Origin of the sequence: Soonwooa buanensis (assembly GCF_900167905.1) — a bacterium.
Taxonomy (GTDB): Bacteria; Bacteroidota; Bacteroidia; order Flavobacteriales; family Weeksellaceae; genus Soonwooa; species Soonwooa buanensis.
On the sequence record NZ_FUYZ01000002.1, the window covers coordinates 131,781 to 157,519 of the forward strand.

At 34.9% G+C, this 25,739-nt stretch carries 24 protein-coding genes; 11 read left to right on the top strand and 13 right to left on the bottom strand.

Annotated features, from left to right (window positions below):
* Positions 1-102: 102 nt before the first annotated feature.
* Positions 103-1,392 (bottom strand): T9SS type A sorting domain-containing protein, encoded by a 1,290-nt coding sequence (locus tag B5X62_RS03780; protein ID WP_079666064.1) that lies wholly within the window; start codon positions 1,390-1,392, stop codon positions 103-105.
* A gap of 238 nt (positions 1,393-1,630) precedes the next feature.
* Between B5X62_RS03780 and B5X62_RS03785 the strand changes: the two genes are divergently transcribed.
* From B5X62_RS03785 to B5X62_RS03815, 7 genes are all read left to right on the top strand, one after another.
* On the top strand, positions 1,631-3,217 hold the full coding sequence (locus B5X62_RS03785) for a helix-turn-helix domain-containing protein (protein ID WP_159447623.1): 1,587 nt from the start codon (positions 1,631-1,633) through the stop codon (positions 3,215-3,217).
* Positions 3,214-4,335 (top strand): tetratricopeptide repeat protein, encoded by a 1,122-nt coding sequence (locus B5X62_RS03790; protein ID WP_079666066.1) that lies wholly within the window; start codon positions 3,214-3,216, stop codon positions 4,333-4,335. The genes B5X62_RS03785 and B5X62_RS03790 overlap by 4 nt, the downstream gene beginning before the upstream one ends.
* A gap of 9 nt (positions 4,336-4,344) precedes the next feature.
* Positions 4,345-4,803: a DUF1569 domain-containing protein gene (locus B5X62_RS03795; RefSeq protein ID WP_079666067.1), complete on the top strand. Its 459-nt coding sequence runs from the start codon at positions 4,345-4,347 to the stop codon at positions 4,801-4,803.
* Positions 4,800-5,291, top strand: coding sequence for a hypothetical protein (locus B5X62_RS03800; protein WP_079666068.1), 492 nt, complete (start codon positions 4,800-4,802; stop codon positions 5,289-5,291). Before B5X62_RS03795 ends, B5X62_RS03800 begins: the two co-directional genes overlap by 4 nt.
* Positions 5,291-6,349, top strand: a complete 1,059-nt coding sequence (namA, locus tag B5X62_RS03805) for an NADPH dehydrogenase NamA (protein ID WP_079666069.1) — start codon at positions 5,291-5,293, stop codon at positions 6,347-6,349. Before B5X62_RS03800 ends, namA begins: the two co-directional genes overlap by 1 nt.
* 5 nt (positions 6,350-6,354) lie before the next feature.
* Complete coding sequence (locus B5X62_RS03810; protein WP_079666070.1) at positions 6,355-6,777, top strand: SRPBCC family protein; 423 nt, start codon at positions 6,355-6,357, stop codon at positions 6,775-6,777.
* A gap of 209 nt (positions 6,778-6,986) precedes the next feature.
* On the top strand, positions 6,987-8,093 hold the full coding sequence (locus B5X62_RS03815) for a GEVED domain-containing protein (protein ID WP_144038288.1): 1,107 nt from the start codon (positions 6,987-6,989) through the stop codon (positions 8,091-8,093).
* Between the two features lie 40 nt (positions 8,094-8,133).
* On the opposite strand, the gene hemL is transcribed toward B5X62_RS03815, so the two are convergent.
* The 7 genes from hemL to B5X62_RS03850 form a co-directional block, all read right to left on the bottom strand.
* Positions 8,134-9,417, bottom strand: a complete 1,284-nt coding sequence (gene hemL, locus B5X62_RS03820) for a glutamate-1-semialdehyde 2,1-aminomutase (protein WP_079666072.1) — start codon at positions 9,415-9,417, stop codon at positions 8,134-8,136.
* Between the two features lie 85 nt (positions 9,418-9,502).
* The gene (locus tag B5X62_RS03825; protein WP_079666073.1) at positions 9,503-10,567 is read right to left on the bottom strand and encodes a glucosaminidase domain-containing protein; all 1,065 of its coding nucleotides are present in this window, start codon (positions 10,565-10,567) and stop codon (positions 9,503-9,505) included.
* A 32-nt stretch (positions 10,568-10,599) separates the two neighbouring features.
* Complete coding sequence (locus tag B5X62_RS03830; protein WP_079666074.1) at positions 10,600-11,505, bottom strand: 1-aminocyclopropane-1-carboxylate deaminase/D-cysteine desulfhydrase; 906 nt, start codon at positions 11,503-11,505, stop codon at positions 10,600-10,602.
* Positions 11,506-11,541: 36 nt separating this feature from the next.
* Positions 11,542-12,495, bottom strand: a complete 954-nt coding sequence (locus tag B5X62_RS03835) for a transketolase family protein (protein WP_079666075.1) — start codon at positions 12,493-12,495, stop codon at positions 11,542-11,544.
* A 33-nt stretch (positions 12,496-12,528) separates the two neighbouring features.
* The gene (locus tag B5X62_RS03840) at positions 12,529-13,380 is read right to left on the bottom strand and encodes a transketolase (protein WP_079666076.1); all 852 of its coding nucleotides are present in this window, start codon (positions 13,378-13,380) and stop codon (positions 12,529-12,531) included.
* Positions 13,381-13,466: 86 nt separating this feature from the next.
* Positions 13,467-13,979, bottom strand: a complete 513-nt coding sequence (locus B5X62_RS03845; RefSeq protein ID WP_079666077.1) for a hypothetical protein — start codon at positions 13,977-13,979, stop codon at positions 13,467-13,469.
* Positions 13,966-15,546 (bottom strand): sodium:solute symporter, encoded by a 1,581-nt coding sequence (locus B5X62_RS03850; protein WP_079666078.1) that lies wholly within the window; start codon positions 15,544-15,546, stop codon positions 13,966-13,968. Before B5X62_RS03850 ends, B5X62_RS03845 begins: the two co-directional genes overlap by 14 nt.
* A gap of 115 nt (positions 15,547-15,661) precedes the next feature.
* Here B5X62_RS03850 and B5X62_RS03855 point away from each other — a divergent pair, with 115 nt between their 5' ends.
* The 3 genes from B5X62_RS03855 (at position 15,662) to B5X62_RS03865 (ending at position 17,401) form a co-directional block, all read left to right on the top strand.
* Complete coding sequence (locus B5X62_RS03855) at positions 15,662-16,231, top strand: YceI family protein (protein WP_079666079.1); 570 nt, start codon at positions 15,662-15,664, stop codon at positions 16,229-16,231.
* 116 nt (positions 16,232-16,347) lie between these two features.
* On the top strand, positions 16,348-16,713 hold the full coding sequence (locus B5X62_RS03860; RefSeq protein ID WP_144038289.1) for a hypothetical protein: 366 nt from the start codon (positions 16,348-16,350) through the stop codon (positions 16,711-16,713).
* Between the two features lie 97 nt (positions 16,714-16,810).
* Complete coding sequence (locus B5X62_RS03865; protein ID WP_079666363.1) at positions 16,811-17,401, top strand: TlpA family protein disulfide reductase; 591 nt, start codon at positions 16,811-16,813, stop codon at positions 17,399-17,401.
* Positions 17,402-17,429: 28 nt separating this feature from the next.
* Here B5X62_RS03865 and B5X62_RS03870 read toward each other — a convergent pair whose 3' ends face one another.
* The 5 genes from B5X62_RS03870 to B5X62_RS03890 all read right to left on the bottom strand — a co-directional run bounded on the left by B5X62_RS03870 (position 17,430) and on the right by B5X62_RS03890 (position 24,546).
* Entirely contained in the window at positions 17,430-18,602 is a 1,173-nt protein-coding gene (locus B5X62_RS03870) for an MFS transporter (protein ID WP_079666364.1), read from the bottom strand.
* A 157-nt stretch (positions 18,603-18,759) separates the two neighbouring features.
* Positions 18,760-20,421, bottom strand: a complete 1,662-nt coding sequence (gene asnB, locus B5X62_RS03875) for an asparagine synthase B (protein WP_079666081.1) — start codon at positions 20,419-20,421, stop codon at positions 18,760-18,762.
* A 430-nt stretch (positions 20,422-20,851) separates the two neighbouring features.
* Positions 20,852-22,471 carry an LIC_10190 family membrane protein gene (locus B5X62_RS03880; RefSeq protein WP_079666082.1) on the bottom strand — a complete coding sequence of 540 codons (1,620 nt, stop codon included), beginning with the start codon at positions 22,469-22,471 and terminating at the stop codon, positions 20,852-20,854.
* A gap of 55 nt (positions 22,472-22,526) precedes the next feature.
* On the bottom strand, positions 22,527-23,081 hold the full coding sequence (locus B5X62_RS03885) for a YMGG-like glycine zipper-containing protein (protein WP_079666083.1): 555 nt from the start codon (positions 23,079-23,081) through the stop codon (positions 22,527-22,529).
* A gap of 178 nt (positions 23,082-23,259) precedes the next feature.
* Complete coding sequence (locus B5X62_RS03890; RefSeq protein WP_079666084.1) at positions 23,260-24,546, bottom strand: adenylosuccinate synthase; 1,287 nt, start codon at positions 24,544-24,546, stop codon at positions 23,260-23,262.
* Positions 24,547-24,713: 167 nt separating this feature from the next.
* Here B5X62_RS03890 and ruvB point away from each other — a divergent pair, with 167 nt between their 5' ends.
* Positions 24,714-25,736: a Holliday junction branch migration DNA helicase RuvB gene (ruvB, locus tag B5X62_RS03895; RefSeq protein ID WP_079666085.1), complete on the top strand. Its 1,023-nt coding sequence runs from the start codon at positions 24,714-24,716 to the stop codon at positions 25,734-25,736.
* The last annotated feature ends 3 nt before the right edge of the window (positions 25,737-25,739 follow it).

The following is a 25,739-nucleotide window of genomic DNA, read 5'->3' on the forward strand; positions in this document are numbered from 1 at the left end:
AACGCTAAACGCTAAACGCTAAACGCTAAACATAAAACCAAATGAGCGACGGATTAATCTGTCGCTCATTTTATAACCTAAACTTAAAAAATATGATTTAACCTATTCTTTTACGATTTTATGTGTCGTTGTTGTAGTCGCATCAGTAACTCTTACAATGTAATTTCCTTTTGGAAGGTTAGACACATTAACTTGATTAGTTGTTGCAGAAGCAACTTTCTGTCCTGTCATATTAATAACTTCAACAGATTTAATGTTTTTAGCATTAGTGATGTTTAAGACATCTTTTACAGGGTTCGGGTAGATTTTGATATCAGATTTTGCGGATGTATTTCCAGTCGCAAGATAAGTTGTAAGATCGACCATAAAGCCATAAGTTTTAAAATCTGGAGTTCTTGCAACACCAACAATTTTGGTTCCGTCACCAGAAATGGCTAGTGGTAACGCTAAAGTGTAATTTCCTAAATCGATGCCAAAACTTGACACATAAGTATTAAGATTAACCAAGCCATTTGTCTGCGACCAGATGAATCCGTCACCACCGTATGGACTTCCTGGGAAGTTTCGGAAAAACCCAATAACTTTTTTCCCGTCAGCGGTTACGTCAGCTGCGCCACCTCGATAGAAATTGCTAGATAATTCGTGTGTAATAGATTGGTAACCTGACTCTTCTGTGTAGATAAAAGGGTAGATGCCATCAATGCCAACTATAACTTTTCCGTCTGCTGACACACGATTGGCTTCACCAAAAGTTGGTATTCCTTGCTCATTATTGATAACCGTTTGTACGCCATTTTTCCAATATGTTGCTGCACGTTGGCCAGATGCTAAATCTTGAAAACCAACAACAACAGATTTATCAGCACTTATGCCATTAGCTCTTGTACTTTTTTCAGGGAAGAGGCTTCCTAGATTTTCGATACCGTTTTCAGCAGTCCATTTTATAGCTCTGGTAACAGTATTCGATAAGATACCATAACCTACAAGTGTAGATCCATCCGCAGAAACACCCCAAGTCGAGCTATTAAGACCATCTTGACTTTGACCAAGACCTCCATGATAAGTCCAACTCGCACTATTTTTGTCATAGCTCGCCATTTCGTTAAGGTTATTTTGAGGATTGGTCATATAACCAGCGATTCTTGAACCATTATCAGAGACAACGACATTCCCGATTAGGTTACCAGTCGTTAATCCGCCCATATTAACTATTGACTGAGTTGGGCTCCACATCCATTGGGTTTTTCCGCCTTGGCTACCTACAACTGTTCCGTCAACGCTAACATCCATTGGTTGTAATCCTTCGCCAATGATATAAAATTGTCCATAAGACATTGTTCCGAATAACGAAATTGCCATCACTTGAAACAAACGCTTGTAACTCTTTTTCATATTTTTTCTTCTTTAAATTAAGTTTTACAATTTTAAAGGCTTTATTCATTTTTTCAAAATAGATGTGTTTTAAGATTCATGAAATTTTAAAGTATTAAATATTTAAATTGTTTAAAATCAGTGTTTTATGTATTTGTAAATTCTAAAATTTGAAAAAAATATTTTAAGAATATTAGTCAGCAATCACTTAAAAAGCTATTTTTGTTAGATGTTGCGTCCCCAGAATCTAATTCTTTTAATGTTTTTGATATTTTCGTTGTTAAACGGACAAAAGAATAATGACTTTTCGTCATTGGTGGATAAGAGCGTGCAAAAGATTTATCAGAATCCAGATGAGGCCATTAACTTTATACAAAGCTTTATAATAAGTGAGCAAAATCCGGAGCATCGTTTGGTTTTACAAAACCTAATGGCACAAGCCTACGCGATGAAGGGCGATTATGTGCAATCTGTGAGAATGTCTTTGGATAAAGAAAATAATATTCTGCACCAGAGCAATCAAGACTTTGCAAACCTTATTAGAGATTATGCTTTGGCAGAACAATATCAAAATTTAAAACTCTATAAACAATCTTCAAAATTAATTTCAGAATTGTTGAAAGATCAATCTTTATACAAATCGGACGAAAACTATAACATTACGATTGCGAAGATCTATCAACTACAAGCCATTAATTTTTCGGTGAATAAAAAAACGGATGAAGCTCTCAGTTCGTTTCAGAAAAGTAACACTTATCTTAAAAGTCAGACCGCTGAGAATTTTATTATTAAAACAGAAAATGACCTTTTACAAGCAAGTATTGACCTGAATCGCAAAAAAATTGACAAGGCAAAAACTGTATTATTTGCAACAAAGCAAGTTGTCGATAATAAGTCGGAGCAAGTGTTTTTATATAGTTTAACTTACGAAAGATTGGCGCGACTTAGCTTTTTGGATAAAAACTATTCGGAAGCGATTTCTTTGTTAGAAAAAGCTTTAGCAAATGTGGAAGGTGTCGATTATTTGGTTTTAAAATCTAGGATTTACGATCAGATGGCAAAGAGTTATCTCGCACTTCAAAACGAAGATAAGTACAGGTTTTACGAAAAACTTTTTGTCGATAGTAAAGCAAAAATTGATGCCAGTCAAAAAGAAGGCATCCGATATTTGTTAAAATTGACAGAACTTCGGGAGCAACAAAGTCTGGAGCAAGGTCGTAAAGATGCTAGTTTTTTAACAAGATTTTTATTAATTGGTTTTGCTGTTGCTGTTGCGGGATTAGCGATTTATTACTTTTTTGAATACAAAAGAAAAGAAGAACTTGCGAAACAATTAGACTTTTTTAGAAATCAAAAATCGTATTTTAAAAAATTGTCCGACGCAAAAGCAGATTTGTCCAAGCCAGCTGTGGAGCCTCAAATTGAAGACAACAACAATCTACAAGAGTCGGAAGTTAAACAACCGAAGAAGAGTATTTTAATTTCTAAAGAGAAAGAAGACGAGATTTTGCAAAAGTTGGACGAGCTAGAAAAGTCCGATCGATTCTTAAATAAAGAAATGTCGTTGGCAGTTCTGGCGGGACAATTAGAAACCAATACCAAGTATCTTTCAGAAATTATTAACAAATATAAAGGCAAGAATTTCAATCTTTATATTAATGAATTACGAGTTAATTATATAGCTTACATGTTGAAAACCAATCCGATATATCTTAATTATAAAGTAAGTTATTTGGCTGAGGTTTCGGGCTTTTCGTCGCACAGTGCCTTCACGACTGTTTTTAAATCCATTACAGGGATGTCACCCAATGCGTATATCCAACAGATTAATCAAAGCAACAAATGAAAAAATTATTAATATGTTTTATGCTTTGTAGTTTTGGGATTTTGACATTGGCATCTAATCCTCGCGAAGCCTTGTTTAATAAAGCTAAAGACAATCTTTTTAGAAATCCTGAAGAGACTATCAAAATCTCGAATCAGTTATTAAAAGATGAAACTGATGTTAACAAAAAGGCAGAACTTTATTTAACACTTTCCAAAGCATACATTGCAAAACGGGATTTTGATAAGTCATTAACTTACGTCACCAAAGTGCAGGATTTGTTGGGTGAGATTACCAACTCCGATACCAAAGCTCAGATTTTGATATCGATTGCGATTCAGTATCAACAGATGGAGGTTTTTAATAAAAGTCTAAGTTTTCTTGACGAAATTGACCAACATAGTCAAAAGATGCCTGATAGTTCTAGGATAAAATTTTCCGTTTTAGGAAAGGCTTATGCGGTGCGAGGTATGATTTATAAAAGTCAACTAAATCCGGAATTGGCGCTTTCTAAATTTACAATTGCTGTCAAAAATTTTGAAAAAATTGCACCAGCTTTGCAATCTAATGCTAATCTAAGTGTCGTTTTTTATAATATCGGATATTGTTATTTGGATCTAAATGATAAAAATAAGGCTGAAGAATCATTTCTCAATTCCATTAATTTTGCGCAGAAAGAAAAAGCCAGAAGCCTAGAAGCATTTGCTTACAAAGGACTTTCGGATGTATACATGAAGAATGCAAAACATCTAGAAGCGTTACAATTGCTGAGTAAAGCGGATAGTTTGGCTGCTAATATTGGCGATTTACTTTTGAATGAAGGGATCTACAAAGTGATTGCGGAAAATTATTTGGCTCTTAACGATATTAATAACTATAATATTTACAATCAAAAATACTTGCAAACGCGCTTTCTAAGAGAGCAAAACGAACTGCAATCTATTAATACGAGTATTGACAATATTCAAAAAGAAAACAAAAAAAATCTCGATGAGATAAGCCAAAGTCAAACAAAACTGGATAGTTTTATAATAATTTTTGGAGCAATTTTGGTCATTTTATTCTTGTTTTTAATTTGGAAAAAAAGACAAGCTAATCGTCTTCTTCAAGAGAAAATTAAAGTAATTTTAAATTCATAAAATTTTATCATGCGAAATATATTTAATGCTTCAGATGTTGAGGTTTACATCAAAGCGATTAATCAGTTAACACCAGAAACGTCGGCAAAATGGGGCAAAATGTCCGTTGACCAAATGTTAGCGCATTGCAATGTGACTTACGAGTTAATCTATGAGCCACAAAAACACAAAAAGCCTGGTTTTTTTGCAAGATGGATGATGAAAAAATTCGTGAAACCTAAAGTAACTAACGAGCTTCCGTACAAACAAAATTTGCCGACGGGACCAATGTTTGTAATCAAAGATCGCAAAGATTTTGAAACAGAAAAAAAACGATTAATTGGTTTTCTTCAAAAGACGCAACAACTTGGTGCAAGTGCTTTTGATGGTAAAGAAAGTGCGAGTTTTGGTACGCTCAATTCTCAAGAATGGAATAATATGATGGCCAAACATCTCGATCATCACTTAGCGCAATTTGGGGTATTATGAGATTAATTTATCTTTTTGTATTTCTATTTTCCACCTTGTTTTTTTCACAAACGAAAGAAGCTTTGGAAACTTATTTATTAAATGATAAAAATGCTTTTGTCGGAAAAATAAATAATGGAGCACCGATTTTAGTTAATATTACAGAAGTTGATGTTAAGGCTTTTCCAAACGAAATAAAAGTGAAAGGAAAATCTGATGTCGAAGGAACAGTTTGCGAATTTACAGGAACTCTAACGCTTGAACCTAATTCTCAAATGGGAAATTCTAAGATGTCAACTCTCTTTTATAAATTCGATTTTCAAGAACAAAAACTTCATGAGCATACAGGCATTTTTACTGGAAGTTTAGCGATGAAAGTGCTTACCGATAATTTGGCTTTGGTTGTTTTTGAAGGTAATTGGGAAAGTTATAGTAAGAAAATGCGCTTCCCTGTTTATTTTGATAACAACGAATTATTAAAAACTAAACTTTTAGAACTCTCGAAATAATGAAGTTGTATGAGCCAATAAGTTTTCGAAATGTCACGTTAGAAAACCGAATCGTTATGTCGCCGATGTGTATGTTTTCGGCGGAAGATGGTGTTGCTAATGATTTTCATTTTGTACATTACGCTAGTCGCGCGCAAGGTGGCGCTGGACTTATTATGATTGAGTCGACGGGCATTATTCCTGACGGTCGCATTACGTCAAAATGTCTAGGACTTTGGAACGATGAGCAACAAAAGTCGATAAAGAAGATTGTCGACTTTGTACATAAGTTTACGAAATCCAAAATTGGGATTCAGTTAGCGCATGCAGGACGGAAGTCCTCAACTTGGGGCGGAAAACAATTGTCTAAGGAAGATGGTGGTTGGGAAGTCGTTGCACCAAGTGCGATTCCGTTTCAGCCGAGCGATTGTGAGCCAACAGTTTTAAGTGTTGATGCTATAAAAGATTTAGTTCAAGATTTTAAAAAGTCAGCTAAACGTGCTGTAGAAGCGGGTTGCGATGTTATCGAAATTCATGCGGCGCACGGCTATTTGGTACATCAATTTTTGTCGCCTTTATCGAATGTGAGGACAGATGAATATGGCGGAAGTTTCGAGAATAGAATTCGCTTTCTTTTAGAAATAGTCGAGGCTATTAATGAAGTTATCGACGAAAATGTTGCTTTGTTTGTTCGCGTTTCGGGCTCCGATTATGCTGATGGCGGTTGGGATATTGATGAGAATGTCAAATTGGCGGAAGTCCTAAAAACCAAATCTGTGGACTTAATTGATGTTTCTTCAGGCGGAAATATTTTTGGTGCTAAAATTACGTTGTTCAATTCTTATCAAGTGCCGTTTTCGCAAAAGATAAAACAACAAACTGGTATTAAAACTGGCGCTGTTGGTTTGATTACCGATGTTAAATCTGCAGAAGAAATTCTTAAAAACAATGAAGCGGATTTAATTTTCCTTGCAAGAGAGCTTCTCAGAAATCCATATTTTCCAGTGCTTAATAGTTTTGAAAATAATGAAAATTGTTTCTTTCCAAAACAATATGATAAAGCAAAACCTGAAAATTAAAAACTATGAAAACTAAGGTAGAAAAAGAAATTATCATAAATGCGTCAATTGATAAAGTTTGGAAAGCTTTAACCAATAAAGACGACATGAAACATTGGTATTTTGATATTCCAGATTTTAGTTTAGAAAAAGCTGCAGTTTTTAATTTTTATGAACCTGGCGTCGAGAACAAATTTTGGCATCGTTGTCAAATTGAAGAAGTGATTCCTAATCATATTTTTAAACATACTTGGGAACATCCTGATTTTAGTAAAGCTGTAACACATTTAACTTGGACGCTTTCAGAAAAGGATGGTCAAACGGTTGTAAATCTAAATCACGACAATCTTGATGGTCTTGCTGAAGCTGGAGACGATTTTAAAACAGAAAATTACGATGCGGGTTGGACAGAAATTCTGAAAGGTTTAAAAGAATACTTAGAAAAGTAAATTATTTTTATTCTATCAATAACAAATAAAGAGCTTGTCATTTGACAAGCTTTTTTTATGTGGATAATTCTTTACTTAGTTTTAATTTCGTTTGTTTATGTGGAATTTGTGACGTTTTTGGGTTTATTTTTGTTTTGTATTTAAATATTTTCAATTATTTCGATTTATTTAATATTTATATCTTCGCTGGGACTAAAAATAAAATTTATATGAAGAAGTTTTTATCGACTCTCGGACTTTTATCGTTCGGGACTCTTATGCATGCGCAGATTACTGGTTGTACCATTGCTCCCAACGGAGCTTATCCTTCAGGAGTTGTAACACCTGTTTGTAATAATTCTAATGAAATTGTAGCAGAATGGGGTTTTACTGGTGAATATACGATGGTGAAGCTCACCAAAAATGTTAGTTACGAATTTGCTGCAGCCCTAGATAATGGTCCAGCTTTTATTACGATTTCAGAAAATACAGCTAATCCAACAATTCTAGCGTCGGGTAGTGGCAAAGTTGTTTTCAAACCAGCCGAAGATATTGTTATTAGATTCTATACACATCTTAATTCTAATTGCGGAAACAATGATTATGAATTTGTAGATAGAAAAGTAAAATGTTTCTTAGATGTTCGAGATGTTTACTGTGAGCCAACATTGGACTGTTCGGATGGGGCAGTTATAAAGAATGTGAAGTTTGCAGATCTAGTTAATGCTTCAGATTGTTCTACAAATGGTTTTAATGATTTTACTGCAAAAAAAGCCAATGTTAAAAAAGGCGAAACCTATAATTTTGAAGCTGAAATAGGTTACGGTTGGTACAATCAGTCGGTTTCGGTTTGGATCGATTATAATAAAAATTTCTTGTTTGAGCCACACGAGTTCACTTATATTGGTACGATTGACCAAGGTGTTTTATCAAAAGATATTACAATCCCAGACAATATAGTAAATGGAGAATACAGAATGCGTGTAAGATTAGCAACTGTGACGCAATCTGGAGCAACGGCGGATAAAGCTTGTGATATGAATGATGCTTACGGCGAAACTGAAGATTATACTTTGAATGTTGTTGATTATTTGTCAACACAAAATCACAAAGATTCCGAAATTAAATTGGCACCAAATCCTGTTGTAGATATTCTTAATATTTCGACAAGTGTAAAGGTATCAGAAATTAATATTGTTGATATAAGTGGTAAAGTCGTAAGTAGCGTAAAATCTAAAAATAGTATAGATTTCAAATCTCTGCCTTCTGGTATTTACATTGTTAATGTGACATTAGAAAATCAAAAAACGCTTAGTAGAAAAGTTGTTAAGAAATAACAAAGAAAAATCCCCAATAATCTTGGGGATTTTATTTTATCTAAAATTCGAATCTTCGAACCGCTTCTAGAGTTTTATCAATTTCTGCATCTTGGATCGCAGCGGAGATAAACCAAGTTTCGTAACCACTTGGTGGAAGATAAATTCCGTTTGCTAACATCTGTTGGAAGAAGTTATTGAAAATACAAGTGTAAACGGAATCGTAAGCCTCTTGGAAGTTAGAAACTTTGTTGGTTTCAAAGAAGATGGACATCATACTTCCTTTTCGGTTGATGCGATGTTTTAGACCTTTTTCGTTAAGGATTTTTCCAATTTCGAAATCTAAAGTTTCGGTCGTTTTATTGATTTTATTATAGAAATCTTTATCCGATTTAATCAATTCTAAAGTTGTTAAACCAGCGCGCATCGCCAGAGGATTTCCGCTCAAAGTTCCAGCTTGATAAACTGGACCATTTGGCGCCAGATAATCCATGATTTCTTGTCTAGCTGCAAATGCACCAACTGGCATTCCGCCACCGATAACTTTCCCGAAAGTGACAATATCAGCGTCAACACCAAAAGTTTCTTGTGCGCCACCAAAAGCCAAACGGAAACCTGTCATCACTTCATCAAAAATTAGTAAAGCGCCATTGTCTTGACAAACTTTTTTAAGATTTTGAAGAAAATTATTTTCTGGCAAAACACAACCCATATTTCCTGCAACGGGTTCTACAATAACGGCAGCGATTTCGCCTTGGTTATGACGGAAAATATCAGCAACATTTTCGATATCGTTATAAGTAGCAATCAAAGTATCTTGCGCGGTTCCTTTGGTAACACCAGGCGAATTTGGATTTCCGAAAGTTGCGGCGCCGCTTCCAGCTTTTATTAAAAACGAATCCGAATGTCCATGATAACAACCATCGAATTTGATGATTTTATCTCTTCCTGTAAAACCTCTAGCCAAACGAATCGCGCTCATACAAGCTTCAGTTCCCGAAGAAACCATACGGATTTGGTCGATATTTGGAACATTGTCGACGATAAGTTTCGCAATTTCAGTTTCTAATTCGGTTGGAGTTCCGTAAGAAAAACCATGTTCTGCTTGTTTCTGAATTGCTTCTAAAACAACAGGATGTGTGTGTCCCAAAATCGCAGGTCCCCAAGAGTTGATGTAGTCAACATAGTTGCGATCATCAGCATCTGTAAGGTAAGCGCCTTTTGCAGATTTCATGAAAACGGGAACGCCTCCAACAGATTTGAAAGCTCTTACAGGTGAGTTAACACCACCGGGAATATACTTTTGTGCCTCGTCAAATAAGGCTGAACTTCTTTGATATAACATGTTTTGTTATGAATTTATTATTGTCTGAAAAACAGTTTTTATTGAATTAAAATTTCGAATCTCGAATCTCAAATTACAATCAAAACTAGCTTCTCGGTTTTTTATTTTTAAGATAGATCACTTGCCCAACGCGCGGTTGTTGACCTTCATCCATTCTGTTTTTTGAATAAAGTTTGGAAAGTTTAATTCCAAATTTTTGAGAAATGTCGTGCATATCCTCACCAATCTCGGCTTTGTAAGTATCAACATTACCAGAAGATGACTTTTTGTCTAAGAAAACAATGTCATTTTTCTTCAAAGTATTGCTATTAAGTTCATTAAATTTAATGATTTTCTTTTCGCTAATTCCGAATTTTTTAGAAATCGTCGCAACATCCGTATCTACTGGAACTACGAAAAACTTCATACCACCATTTGGATGATTTTTCACCAAAATATTTTTAAGTAAAGCTGGAGCAGAAAGTGTCTCGCTCTGTTTGTTAACGTCTTTTTGATATTGTGCATACGAGGTTTGCTCGTAAGTTGCTTTAACAGTCGCAGGCGTTACTTTAGAGTTGGCTTTGTTTTGATCCATTTGCGCCATAAAAACCGCATCGTTATTAAGCGCAGGATATAATTTTAGAACTGCGTAATAGACTTGATCTGTCGACGTATTATCAAATTCGTAGAGTTTGTATTTTTCGATTTTATCAATCAAAATATAAGCATAGCGCGGATTGGTCGCATAACCAGCTTTTTTAAGACCATGTGCCCAAGCACGATAATCTTTCATGTCTAAATCAAAAAGCTTGGTATAATATTTACGAGTCGCCAAGAAAATAGAATGATCTTCATAAGATTGACGTGGATCATCATAAACACGGAAACACTCATTAGGTGCGTCATCCGTATGCTTCATGCTTTTACCAGTCCAGTCTTCTTTACATTTGATACCGAAATGGTTGTTACCTTGTTGAGCCAATCGACTTTGTCCGCCGCCAGTTTCCAAAAGGCCTTGCGCTAAAGTTATACTTGCTGGGATTTTATATTTTTCCATTTCTTCGACTGCGTATTTCGCAAATCGTTGGATGTATTGATCTTCTGTTTTCCAAGTTTGTGCTTTGGCAAATCCAAGCGTCATGATACAAACTAAAGCAAATATTCTCTTCATAATTGTTTTAAGTTTCAAAATTTTTAAAAGAATTAAAACTGAATCAATGTTTTATTCTTCTTTTGAAGTTGTTGGTTAGCACCCGCAATCGCTTGCAATCCTCCAGTATGAAATGCTAAAATTTTTGTCCCTTTTTCGAAATAATTATCATCGATAAGTTGTATTAATTTTTGCATCATTTTTCCTGTATAGATTGGATCCAGCGGAATCTGATATCGTTTATAAAAATCATTTATAAAACGAATATTATCGTCGGTTATTTTGCCATAACGAGCTTCTAAAGCATTTAATAATTCAAAATTTGATTGTCCTGACCAATTTTTAACAAGATTTTCGAGGCTGTCGTCTTGGACAACTTTTATCCCGATAACTTTTTGATGAGGTTCTGCAACTTTTGAAATCCCTGCAATCGTTCCGCCTGTGCCAACTGCAGTGCAAAGATAATCAAAATCTTTAGTATGCTCATTGAGCATCCATTGGACACCTTCAACCGCCAAATTGTTACTTCCTCCTTCTGGAATGATCAAAGCTTCGGGGAAGTTTTGTTTTAAAGTTTGGTTTAAAAAAGATTTGTCGCGGTAACTCTCCCTTGAAACAAAATTAAATTCCATTCCATTGTTAAAAGCTTGATGAAGAGTAGGATTGTCGTAGATTTTATCCTTTAATTCCTCACCTCGGATAATACCAAGATTTGATATGTTTAAAGATTTTCCTAAAGCTGCAACCGCTGCAATATGATTGGAAAAAGCACCACCAAAAGTGATGAGTTTTGCATTACTTGGATTTTGGTCCAAATAATATTTAACGTTATAAAAAAGCTTCCAATATTTATTGCCAGAAATATCAGGGTGGATGAGGTCTTCACGTTTTATCCAAAGTTCTACACCATTAAAGTTTCCGATCTTCTCAATCGGGATATTGTGCTCGGTTGTCAGCATATTGAAAAAAAATCCGCAACTAAGTGCGGATTTAATTTATTTGGTTTTGTTAATGATTGTCTTAACCGCTTCGATCACTGCGTCCGAATCAATTTTGTATTTCTTCATCAACTCAGCTGGCGTACCAGACTCACCGAAAGTATCGTGTACTGCAACAAATTCTTGAGGCGTTGGTCTTCTTCTCGCCAACATTCCTGCAACAGATTCGCCCAAACCACCTAGATAGTTGTGTTCTTCAGCAGTTACAATTTTACCAGTTTTTTCAACAGATTTAAGAATGATTTCTTCATCCAAAGGTTTGATGGTGTGGATGTTGATAATTTCACAAGAAATGCCTTCTTTCTCCAAAGCTTCAGCAGCCAAAAGACTTTCCCAAACCAAGTGACCAGTCGCAACAATCGTCACATCTGTACCTTCTTGCAAAAGAATACCTTTTCCGATTTCGAAAGGCATATCTTCAGGAATGAAAACTGGAACTACAGGACGTCCAAATCTTAGATAAACTGGACCTTCGTGTTTAGCCGCTGCCAAAGTCGCTGCTTTAGTTTGGTTGTAGTCACAAGGATTAATCACCGTCATACCAGGAAGCATTTTCATCATACCGATGTCTTCTAAAACTTGGTGCGTTGCGCCATCTTCACCCAAAGTAAGACCTGCGTGAGATGCTGCGATTTTTACATTTTTACCAGAGTAAGCGATAGATTGACGGATTTGGTCGTATACACGAGAGGTTGCGAAATTCGCGAAAGTTCCAGCAAAAGGGATTTTTCCGTTGATAGTAAGACCTGCAGCCATACCCATCATGTTAGCTTCTGCGATACCAACTTGGAAGAATCTTTCTGGTGCTTTCTCAATGAATTTTTCCATTTTAAGAGAACCAATAAGGTCGGCACAAAGTGCAACAACGTTAGGATTAGTATCTGCTAATTCTGCCAAACCTGCTCCAAAGCCAGATCTTGTATCTTTTTTTTCTGTATATGTATATTTCATGAGGATTTCTTTTTTGTTTCGATTATTAGATGTTTAGTAGTCTGTAATTTCGTCAAGTTGAAGTTGCTGAAGTGCACTTGCCAATTGCTCATCGTTTGGCGCTTTACCATGCCAAGCGTGAGAACCCATCATATAATCGATACCTTGTCCCATTTCTGTATGTAGAAGAATAGCAACAGGTTTTCCGTTTCCAGTTTCTGATTTTGCTTTTTCTAAAATTGCGATAACTGCTTCTAGGTCGTTTCCGTTTTTCTCTTCAAGAACCAACCAACCGAAAGCTTCTAGTTTTGCATGAAGATCACCAAGGCTTAATACATCATCTGTATCGCCATCGATTTGTCTTCCGTTGTAGTCAATAGTTGCGATGATGTTGTCAACTTTTTTAGCCGCTCCATACATCAAAGCTTCCCAGATTTGACCTTCTTGTAATTCGCCATCACCGTGAAGTGAATACACAATTGACTTGTCACCATCTAACTTTTTAGCTTGTGCAGCGCCTAAAGCGACAGAAAGTCCTTGTCCTAAAGATCCCGATGCTACACGAATACCAGGAAGTCCTTCGTGTGTCGTTGGGTGACCTTGTAATCTAGAATCAAGTTTTCTGAAAGTTGCTAATTCTGCTACTGGAAAGAAGTCAAATCTAGCTAGTGTACTGTAAAATACCGGAGAAATATGTCCGTTTGATAAGAAGAATAAATCTTCGTTTTTACCTTCCATTGTGAAAGGCAAGTTGTAGTTCATTACTTTTCCATAAAGGGCTGTGAAGTATTCTACACATCCTAAAGATCCGCCCGGATGTCCACTGTTAACTGCGTGAACCATTCTTACAATGTCTCTTCTGATTTGTGTACTCAAGCTTTTTAGCTCTTCGATATTTTTACTCATTTTTAAATTTTTTCGTGTTGCGAATTTACGATTTTAGTTTTTGTTTTCGAAACTTAACAGGTGTTAATTGCTTGTTAATTTAGACTTTAGCAACCTTCGTTCATTCCGACCATGATTTCAACAACAATATTGTTTTCCATCACAAAAGTTAAGTAAGTGCCAGCATCGTAATCATTTAATGTGAAAAAAGATTGTTTGTCATTTTTACCGTTTTCATCTTTATATTGATGAACTTCAAAATTTGCATAATTTCTATAAGTGTCGATAAGTTGATCTCTTGTATTACCAACGCCCATTCCGCTTTTTGTTTTGAATTTTGGACTTTTCGTTTTAAGTGAATAGACTTGCTTTTGCATTGGTTTGTTTTCGTCAACCCATTGATCCATCAGCGTCACATCAACATTTTCTCCATTAAGACTAACCTTATTTGTTTTTTCGTAATCTTCAAAAGTTTGAAGCGCTTTTTTCGCAATTTTATCAGCTTCACTTTTTGGCATAAAGACTTTAAAATCACCAATTCTTAAAGTAGAAACTTCAAAATTTTGAGCAAAAAATAATTGACAAAATCCTAAAAATAAAAAGATGCTAAGCTTTTTCATATTCGATAGTTTTATTGTTTTTAATTAAATATAATCCGATGAAAGTTAGTAGTCCGTTTAACACAATTAACTCAACGCCGATGCGGTAAGACGTATAATTGGTTACTAGATAATTGATAATATAAGTCAAAACTGGCGCGATTAAAGTCACCGCCAAAATGCTTCCTTTTTTTGAAATTTGATATTTAGTAAAGATTCCAAAAGCGAATAATCCTAGAAGTGGTCCATAAGTGTAACCAGCAACTTCCATGATGAGATATACGATGGATTTATCATTAATTGCTTTAAAAATCATAATTAAAATAAAGAAAACAATCGTGAAAATTAAATGCACCTTCATACGAAGACGTTTTTTCTGTTTTTCAGATTTTGTTTGATCTTCATTAATGTTAAGAATGTCGACACAATAAGAACTTGTAACGGCTGTTAAAGCGCCATCAGCAGAAGGAAACAATGCCGAAATAAGTCCAATAATAAAAATCACCGAAATAAAAATTGGAAAATAACCTTGCAATGACAAAGCAGGGAAGAGGTCGTCACCCATAATGTTGTTAACATTTCCTGCTGCATCTTTCATCCCGAAAAGGTTTTGTATCGTTTCTTGTCCGTTAACCAATTTGGTGATTTGCATATATTCAGCGCCATTTTGTAACGCAAATAGGTATAAAAGTCCACCAAGAAATAAGAATGCGAAATTGACAATCAACAATGTTCCTGCAAAAGTTAACATGTTCTTTTTTGAATTTTTAAGATTGTCAACAGAAATGTTTTTCTGCATCATTTCTTGGTCAAGTCCAGTCATCGCAATCGTGATAAACATACCGCCAATGATGGTTTTTAAGAAAAATGTTTTAGAATTAATATCCGTATTGATGAGGTGCGTGTAGTTTTGTTTTTCTAAAAGTGTATAAGCATCGCCAACAGAAATATTAAGATGATTAAGGATATAAATAATACAAGCTGCCAAACTGATAATCATAAAAGAAGTCTGCAAAGTATCAGTGATGACAATGGTTTTTACACCGCCTTCAAACGTATAAAGTAGCACCATTAAAAGTAAAACTAAAGCCGTTAACCAAAACGGAATTCCGATTTGCTCTAACAAGAAAATTTGCAACACATTAACTACCAAATATAATCTTGCAGTCGCACCAATTGCTCTCGAAATAATAAAAAATACAGAGCCAATTTTGTGTGCTTCAACATTGAATCTTTTACCCAGATAAGTATAAATCGAGGTCAAATTCATTCTGTAATAAAGCGGAAGCAAAATAGCTGCAACAATAAAGTAGCCTATGAAAAAGCCGACAACCATCATGTAATATTCGAAGCCACCAAACGGATAAGCGCCGTCCGTCATCTTGCCAACCGTCCCCGGAACCGAAATAAAAGTTACGCCCGAAAGACTCGTTCCAATCATCCCAAAAGCAACGAGCCACCATTTACTTTTTTTGTTCCCGATAAAGAAAGATTGATTGTCAGAATTACGACTTGTAAAATAAGAAATCACAAGTAATCCGATAAAATATGCGAATACGAATAGTAATAATAAAGTTGCAGAACTCATTCTTAAAATTTATTAAAAAACAAAAGTAAACTTTTGCCACGATTTATTATCATACATCAAGTAGCTTTTTTAGTTATATTACTAATTTTGCAGTTCATTTTAAAACTCAATTATTATGAAAAAATTATTCTTATCTTTTATGTTAATGTTTGCCGTGACAATGTCATTTGCGCAATCAACTTGGACAATTGATCCAATGCACTCTTCATTTAATTTTAATATCAAACATATGGGAATTAGCTTTGTACAAGGGCGCTTTGATAAGTTTGATGCTTCAATTTTAACAAGTGATGCAGATCTTAAAGATGCAAAATTTGATTTTACAATTGATACCAATTCTATTGATACCGATGTTGAACCTCGTGACAAACATTTGAAAAGTGCTGATTTTTTCGATGTTGAAAAATTCCCAACGATGACTTTTAAAAGCACATCGATCCACAAAGCAAAAAATAACGCTTATGTGTTGCAAGGTGATTTAACAATAAAAGGCGTGACCAAGCCAATTGTTGTGACTTTAACTTATGGTGGAAAAGCTAAAGATCAACAAGGGAATGAGAAGCTAGGTATCCAAACTAAGTTTAAAATTAATCGTTTCGATTATGGTGTAAGCTATGATCCATCAGGAGCAGCTGTCGGTAAAAATGTTGACATCACTGTTTTTGCAGAGTTTACAAAAAAATAAATTTATAGTTATGTGTGTGTGAATCCGTTTCTTGAAATTCTCGAGAAGCGGATTTTTTTTGAATTATAAACTTTGTTAAAAATTAGTTTTAAATAATTATTGATGTTAATTTTGCAATGATGAAGACTTCGATTTTACACCGACAATTCTTTAAAAGCTTGAGCATTTTATGTTTAAGCCTTGGTATTTTGGTGGCATCTTGCGGTATCAAAATCGCATTGACGCAAAGCCTTAATATCGAAAACTATTGCGGACAAAGTCTTAAATCGGTTAGTTCTTGTAGTTTTGCTGCTTTAGAAAATAAACAAGAAAAGTTTTCTATTCAACAGAAGAAATCGGAAGATTTAAGCTTCGGTTTTAATTCAAAAATTCTTTTTCAAGAACATCAACAATTAGAAAATGCTAATGTTGATTTTCCACTTTCGCGATCTATTCCGCTGTATATACTGTATCAGCAGCAGCGTGATGCACTCTTTTCATAATTTTTTATTCGTTTTTTCCTACTTAAAATTTGAATTGATATTCAAGTTAGAAACTCTTTTAAAATAAATTATTATGAATCCGAAAATTAAAAATATAATGAAAAAATCATTCAATATCATGTTGATTGGACTTGCATTGTCCATCGTTTTTGTCCCAGAAGTTAAAGCTTATGCCCAACAAGGCCTTATGAAGCTAGGCTTTTTTCAACCAAAATTAGAATTACCTGCCGAAATTACTGGAAATGCGAATGAGCCGAAACTTGTAAAAGAGTCTAATTTTAAAATGTCTTTTGTTGATGCAAAAGGAAAATCTTTAAGCCTTGAAGAACTAAAAGGAAAAGTTGTTTTTATGAATATTTGGGCAACTTGGTGTGGACCTTGTATTGCCGAAATGCCTTCTATCCAAAAGCTTTATGACAAATTTAAAGATAAAGAAGATGTCGCTTTTGTGATTTTGGAAGCAGAATCTAATAAAGACAAAGCGGTCAAATTTATGACTAATAAAAAGCTCGATTTACCAGTTTATTTCCCAATAGGGAATATCCCATCAGAGTTTTTCCGAGGAAGTCTCCCAACGACGGTTATCTTCGATAAAAATGGAAACGTTGCACACATCACTGAAGGAATGGCAGATTATTCTGGTGACGATATTGTTGACTTTCTTAACGAAGTCCGCAATATGAAATAAGAAGCGTATTTAAAAATAAAATCCGAGTTTAATGCTCGGATTTTTTATTTTGTAGCATGAGGTTGCTGATCCACCAAAGTCCTACAGCTGCAATTGCAAGGATAATTCCTGAGCCAATCCAAAGTGTATTAAAACCGAGTTCGCTGGCAACATTAGTTCCTAAAATCGGTGTGATAATAAATGAAAACGAAAATGCCATCCCGTTAAGTCCCATATATGCCCCTTTGTTACCGCCTTCGGATCGCATCGCAGTAACCGTTGACATAAATGGAAGTGCTAAAATTTCACCAACACTTAAGATCGTCATTGATAATAACAAGGTGAAAATATGATGATCAAATGCCAGTAACGAATACGAAATTCCGCATGCCAAAGCACCAACAAATAAGGTTTGTCCAATGGTAAAATGCTTTTCTGCAAAGTTGACAATCAACATTTCTAAAACAACGATGATAAAACCACTATAACCCAAAATGTATCCAATGCTGGTTTGGTCGAGATGCGCAACTTCTTTATAAAAAATCGGAATCGTATTAAAGAATTGGAAAAAACAAATTGAAAACAACATACACAGCAATGAAAATATAATGAATTTCACGTCTTTGTAAGGTGATTTTCCAACTGGTTTTATGATGTCCTCTTTTTTTCTAAGTTTTTGTTTAGCTTTAAAAATGATGTTTCTTTTTCTAAAAAATACAACGTACATAATGCCTGCAACAAGCGCAGCAACAGTATTTACACCAAATAAAAAGTTATAAGAAATTGCCGATAGAATTCCGCCCAAAGCTGGACCAATTGAGAAACCAAGATTAATCGCCATTCTGTTTAATGAAAAAGCACGTGTAATATTTTCTGGTCTAGCATATTTTGTGATCGCAACAGAATTGGCTGGACGAAAGGATTCGCTGATGATACTTTGTATTAATATAATGCTCATCATCCCTTCCAAAGTTGGAAAAAATGGAATGAACATAAATAGCGGCGCACTCAAAAACAAACTAAAACTCTGGACACGATATTCTCCAAGTTTATCTGTGAGATAACCGCCAATCCAAGAACCGATAACCGAACCAATGCCGTAAAACATCAATACCAATCCCGCTTCTTTTAATCCGAATCCTAATTTGTCTGTCATGTAAACACCTAAAAAAGGCAATACCATCGATCCTGATCTGTTGATTAACATGACAATCGATAGCATCCAAGCTTCTTTGGATAAGCCTTTGAAGGAGTCAACATATACTCTGAAAAGTCCCAATATTCTGTATTTTTTGCAAAGTTAGGACTTATACATTGGAAATAAAACCGAAAGCGACCTCAATTTTGAAGTCGCTTTTTTAATATTCGTTAATGTTGATTTAGTAGGCTGTTTCGTGGACTTTAACCGCACGACCACTCGGATCATTCATTTTTTTGAAAGCTTCGTCCCACTCTAAAGCGATTGGTGTAGAACATGCAACTGACGGAACAGACGGCACACAAGATGCAGCGCTATCACTCGGGAAATGTTCTTCGAAAATACTTCTGTAGCGGTATTCCTCCTTGCTCATTGGCGTGTTAATTGGGAAGCGGTATTTTGCGTTTGCCATCATGTCGTCACTGACAGTTTCTTCAGCAACTTGCTTCAATGTGTCGATCCATGAATAGCCAACGCCATCGCTGAACTGTTCTTTTTGACGCCAAGCGACACTTTCTGGTAAAAGATCTTCAAAAGCTTTTCGGAGTACCCATTTTTCCATACGATCAGGTGTAATCATTTTGTCTTTTGGATTGATGGTCATCGCAACATCCATAAATTCTTTATCCAAAAACGGAACACGACCTTCGATGCCCCAAGCCATTAAAGATTTGTTAGCGCGAAGGCAATCATAAAGATGAAGTTTTCCTAATTTTCTAACATTCTCTTCATGGAAAGCTTGTGCAGATGGCGCTTTGTGGAAGTATAGATATCCTCCAAATAATTCGTCGGAGCCTTCGCCAGAAAGAACCATTTTAATCCCCATCGATTTTATAGCTCTTGCCAAAAGATACATTGGCGTCGATGCACGAATCGTCGTGACGTCATAAGTTTCTAAATGATAAATTACATCTCGAATAGCATCCAATCCTTCTTGAACAGTATATTTAACCTCATGATGAACCGAGCCGATATGTTCTGCAACTTTTTTTGCCGCTACCAAATCGGGGGAGGTTTCTAGTCCAACTGCAAAACTGTGCAATCTTGGATACCACGCTTCTTGCGTATCTCCACTTTCGATGCGTTGACGCGCAAATTTTGCAGTAACTGCTGCAATAATGCTAGAATCTAAACCACCAGAAAGCAAAACACCATAAGGAACATCACTCATCAATTGTCGATGGACAGCTTCTTCTAAGCTTTTTCTAATTTTTGCAATGTCGGTTTCGTTATCTTTAACTTGCTCGAAAGTTTCCCAATCGCGAGCATAGTGTTTTTGCGGTTCGTGACCTTCTGGGCTAAATAATAAATGTCCAGCTGGGAATTCTTCAATCTTGTTGCAAAAGCCTTCCAAAGCTTTTAATTCCGAAGCGACATAATAATGACCTTGCTTATCCCAAGCTTGATAAAGTGGTACAATTCCCATATGATCGCGACCGATGAGGTATTCATCTTTTTCGATGTCGTAAAGAGCAAAGGCGAAAATACCATTAAGTTTTTCTAAAAAGTCTTTTCCATATTTTTGATAAAGAGGCAAAATAACTTCGCAGTCAGATTTTGTTAAAAATCCGTATTCTGGAAATTCTTTTCTAAGTTCTTGATGGTTGTAGATTTCGCCGTTGACTGCGAGAACCAGTTTTCCATCTGTTGAAAACAAAGGTTGTTTTCCAGAAGTTGGATCGACAATCGCTAATCTTTCGTGTGAGAATATTACTTTTTCGTTTTGGAATATTCCTGACCAGTCTGGTCCACGATGTCTGATTTTTTTGGACATTTCTAAGATTTGAGGTCTCAGTGTCTCTGTTTTTTGTTTTGCATCAAACAAACATACAATTCCGCACATATTTTAATAGTTTTTGAAGTTTTTATTAATAAATATGAGTCAAAATTATAAAAGTGATTATTTTTATACAATAAAAATTTCAATTACGTTAATGAAATAATTAAAATAAATTATTTTTTAGAATTTTATTCGTTTTTTTAATTGAAATCCTAATTAATTGTGAATTATATTTTTTCTCGCAAAAATTATTTATGCATAGCATGGTTTTAAAAAAATGGAAAAAAAAGTTTGCATTTAATAAAAAATACTTTAAATTCGCTGACGTTAAGATTCTCGAAAAATTCTTTTTTCATTTCTTAACATAGATCAATGAATTGGAGTTTAATTACTCTTAATTTAGGATCTCAATAATTTTTTTCATCATTTGTGTTTTTGCCTCCACCTCGTGTGGAGGTTTTTTTATGCCTAAATATTGATGAATAAAAGGATGTTAAGGATATACTTGTTTAATAATCCTTTGGAGTTCTTGTTGTTCTTGAGTGTTCATTTTTTTCCAAACAAATCCATTTTTTAAGTCTTGACCTATTTTTTGGGGAAAGATGCCCGCTTTTTGATAATCGAGAAGATAATCGGGCGAAATTGCGGGTAATGCAGTGTCAAACGAGAATGGATAATCTTTAACAATATCGAATTTCAGATTTCCGATTTGATAAGTTTTGTATTTATTTAAAGAAAAACTAGATGGACGCACTAATTGTTTTGTATCCCAACCTGTCATCATTTTTCCTAAACTGAAGCTTGGTATTGAATTTTGTAAAGTTTGCGGAATACTTAAAATGATAATGGCTACAATCGATAAACTGATGAAACCTAATTTCGCAAATGAAAACCAAGTTTTAGCAAAAATTAAAATCCCAGCGACTAAGAAAACGTCCAAAAACAAACGATATTGAGCGGAAAATATAAGCACTAAAATACTTTTCAATAAAATACATCCGACTAATAAACTGATTATTTTTTTCTTTTTTAAAACTGATAAAAAAACGAGTCCAACAAGTGTCAACACAAATAATTTGTGGATAATGCCTTTGATGCCGTCAAGATTTAGCCAATTAAAAACATAATCTTTAAAACTGAATTTTTGTATATCCTGATAACTGTATTGTAAATCGTAGCTTAGCTCTGTGCTGGTTTGTTTAGAAAGTTCTAAAAGTAGAGGATTTGCTTGCCAACTTAATCCTAAATCTGGAAAACCAACGGGGAAAAATGGATGTCCAAACGTCCAAATGTTTTTTAAAAAATAGAGTAGGATTAAACAAAAACCTGGTAATAATGAAATGATTTTGTTGCGCTTGATAAACCAAAAATAAACGAAGCAAAAGATTATTAACCAGAAGGATGTTGGTTTTATAATGAATGCTAAACATGACAATAGAAACAAAAACTTTGCATGTCGCGATTGGCTGAGAACTTCTTTTACAATGATAAAACTTAAAATCAAGGTTGGTAAATCTGGACTAGGCGATTGCGCAAAAACAAAAAATATTGGCGTGAAAACTAGACCGATCCAAGCTCGAGATTCGAAAATGTAGACTAAAAATACAATCAGTAAAAAAGTATTTAATCTTAAATAAGGATCGATAAAATTTGAAAATCCCGTTTGTAAAATATGCCAAGGCGAATATTGTCCCAAAAGCATATCAAGATTAGAAATACCTTTAACCAAACCAAATTCTTGCGTCCATTTAATTGTTGGAACATAATATCCAAAATGATCAAGAATGAAAGGGTAATAACTACCGACAAGCAATATTACTAACAAACAGAAATAGAAAAACTTTGACTGTCTTTTAAAAAAGATAAAAAACTTTTGATAGGCTTTAAAATAGATGAAAGAAATAATACCTACAATAGAAAAAACTATTTCTACTATATAATTAATAGGAATGAAAAATGCTGCTAATGTCCAAATTGCTGTCGTAATCGAAAGTCCAATAAAAATATTAGTCGAAATTCTTTCTTCATAAAAAGGCAACAACTTTTGATACAGATTTCCTAATCCGTAAAAGATAATAAGTAGTAAAGTCGTTGTCAGCAGTAGATACAGCATAAAAAAAGATTGCCTAAAAATAGACAATCTTTTCATAAAAATATATAACTAACTACTACTTTCTTTGTACACGACCAGACTTTCGGTCTTCGGATCTACCAATGGTATAACCAGTTGCGCCACCTACAACGCCGCCAATTACAGCGCCAAGTCCTGGATTTTTCTTAGAAATAATTGCCCCAGCTGCAGCACCACCAACTGTACCAATAATGGTACCTTTAGCAGCAGAACTCATACCTTTTTTCTGAGGCGCCGTGGTTGTTGTACCAGACGACGCTCCTGTGTTAGAGTTACCAGATGAGCTTGCATAACTATTATTGTTGTTATAGCTAGATGAGCCAGAACTTCTTTTCTTTTTAGTAGACGTTGACGTATTGCTAACAACGGCTTTTTTGTTATCTTCAGCTTTTGTAATGCTATCTTTCATTTTTGTTTTTTCAAACTCCATTTTTTCTTTTTCGATAGCTAGCTTTTGTTTTTCAATGTCCAATTGTCGAGCTTGATATTCAATTTTTTGTTGCTCTAAAGATTTTTCAACCTGCTTATCTTGTTTATTACAAGAAACAACCAACATTATCGTAGCGAATCCGCTTAAAAATATCTTTTTCATAACAATCTCCTTTTATAATTATATCGTTATGATGAATAACGAAATAATTTTGTTTATCGTGTTAGCTATGACAATTACAATTCCAAAGTTGTTAAAAAGAAATGTTAAAAAACTTAAATTTTCTTAAATTAAATAAAAAAGCTCCGAATAATTCGAAGCTTTTAAAAGGGTTTGTATTTTAGAATAACTCTTTTCTGATAATGTTTTGCGAACGTTCTGGTCCAACAGAAACTAAATATACGTTGATGCCTAGATAATTTTCGATAAACTCAATGTATTTTTTAGCATTAGCAGGAAGTTCATCATAAGATCTTGCCTTTGTGATGTCTTCTTCCCAACCTTCAAGCTCTTCATAGATAGGCTCGTAATTGTACAGTTTTGTTGTTGAAGATGTGAAGTAGTCGATAACTTTTCCGTCTTCAGTTTTGTAATGTGTAGCAATTTTTAGTTTTCCGATATTTGATAAAACATCCAATTTTGTAATCACAAGATTATTAATACCATTGATCATACAAGCGTGTTTTAGCGATACCAAATCTAACCAACCAGTTCTACGAGGACGACCTGTTGTCGCACCAAACTCACCTCCGATTTGACGAATATTTTCACCTAGTTCGTTGTCCAATTCTGTCGGGAAAGGTCCGTTACCAACTCTTGTTGTATAAGCTTTTGCAACACCAATTAAGTTTTGTAAAGCCGTTGGCGGCACACCAGCTCCTGTACAAACGCCACCTGTTGACGGCGAAGATGATGTTACGTATGGATAAGTTCCGAAATCGATGTCAAGCATTAGCGCTTGTGCACCTTCGAACAAGATATTCTTGTTGTCACGAATTGCTTCGTTAATTTCTAGCTCTGTATCAACGATTCTATCTTTTAATCTTTCACCTAAAGCAAGGAATTCATTATAAATTTCTTCAACATCTAAAGTTGGTTTTTCGAAATATTTTTCAAAAATTGAATTTTTTACTTTTAAGTTTTTTTCGATTTTTTCACGAAGAACTTCAGGGTTCAAAAGGTCAATCATTCGGATACCAATTCTAGCAATTTTATCCTCGTAGCAAGGGCCAATTCCTTTTTTTGTAGTTCCGATTTGTGTACCACCGTTTTCTTCTTCGCGGTAAGTGTCCATCAAGATATGATAAGGCATGATAACATGCGCTCTACGGCTGATGAATACGTGGTCAGTTTTTAGACCTTTAGATTCGATAGTTTCAATTTCTTTGATGAATGCTTTAGGATTAACAACCACACCATTCGCGATGATGCATTTTCCTTTACATTGTAATACGCCAGAAGGCAGAAGGTGAAGTACGAATTTTTCCTCGCCTACGTATACGGTGTGACCTGCGTTATCGCCACCTTGGAAGCGTACAACATAGTCAGATTTTGCAGACAGAACGTCGGTTATTTTACCTTTTCCTTCATCTCCATATTGAAGACCAACAACTACGTAAGTTGACATATATTTTTACTTTTTTTATTAGATTTCTACAAATTTACTTTTAATTCAGTGCTTTACAAAATTATATTAAACCTAATTTTTAATTTATTTTTTATTAGTCGCTTGCTAGGTTTTTTTTCCGAGGAGAAAATCTTATCTTTGAGTATCAACATTAATATTTTAACACAATGCCGGAGTTTCTTCATCCCGATAAAGACAATTATTCGCCTGAAGAGTTGATGAGTGAGGAGCAAATTCGTCCCCAGTCGTTTCAGGATTTTGCGGGACAACGTAAGACTTTAGAAAATCTAGAAGTTTTTGTCGCAGCAGCCAAAAACCGTGGTGCAGCCTTAGATCATGTTCTTTTGCATGGACCACCAGGTCTTGGGAAAACGACTTTGTCGCACATTATTGCAAATGAGTTGGGCGTCGGTTGCAAAATTACTTCTGGACCAGTTCTTGACAAACCTGGAAGCCTTGCTGGTTTGTTGACCAACCTTGAAGAAAACGATGTTTTGTTCATTGATGAGATCCATCGACTTTCACCTATTGTTGAAGAATATTTGTATTCTGCGATGGAGGATTTCAAGATCGATATTATGTTAGAAACTGGACCTAATGCTCGAAGCGTACAGATTGGATTAAATCCTTTCACTTTGGTTGGCGCTACGACAAGATCTGGTATGTTGACAAAACCTTTGTTGGCGAGATTTGGGATTCAGTCGCGATTAGAATATTATAATATCGAATTGCTGTCGACAATTATCGTTAGAAGTGCTCGAGTTTTGGGTATTAAAATCTACGAAGATGCTGCAATCGAAATTGCAAGACGTAGTCGTGGTACGCCGAGAATTGCTAATGCTTTGCTTCGTCGTGTACGCGATTTTGCAGAGATAAAAGGTAACGGCGAAATCGAAATTAATATTACTAAATACGCTTTGGATTCTCTTAACGTTGACGAATTTGGTTTGGACGAAATGGACAATAAGATTTTGTTGACGATGATTCAGAATTTTAAAGCAAAACCTGTTGGTATCAGTGCTTTGGCAACTTCGATTGGCGAAAATCCTGAAACTTTGGAAGAAGTTTATGAACCTTATTTAATTCAGGAAGGTTTTATTATTAGAACGCCGCGTGGTCGGGAAGTGACTGAGAAAGCTTATACGCATCTTAATTTAACCAAACCTAAAAGTCCAGGCGAATTATTTTAAATT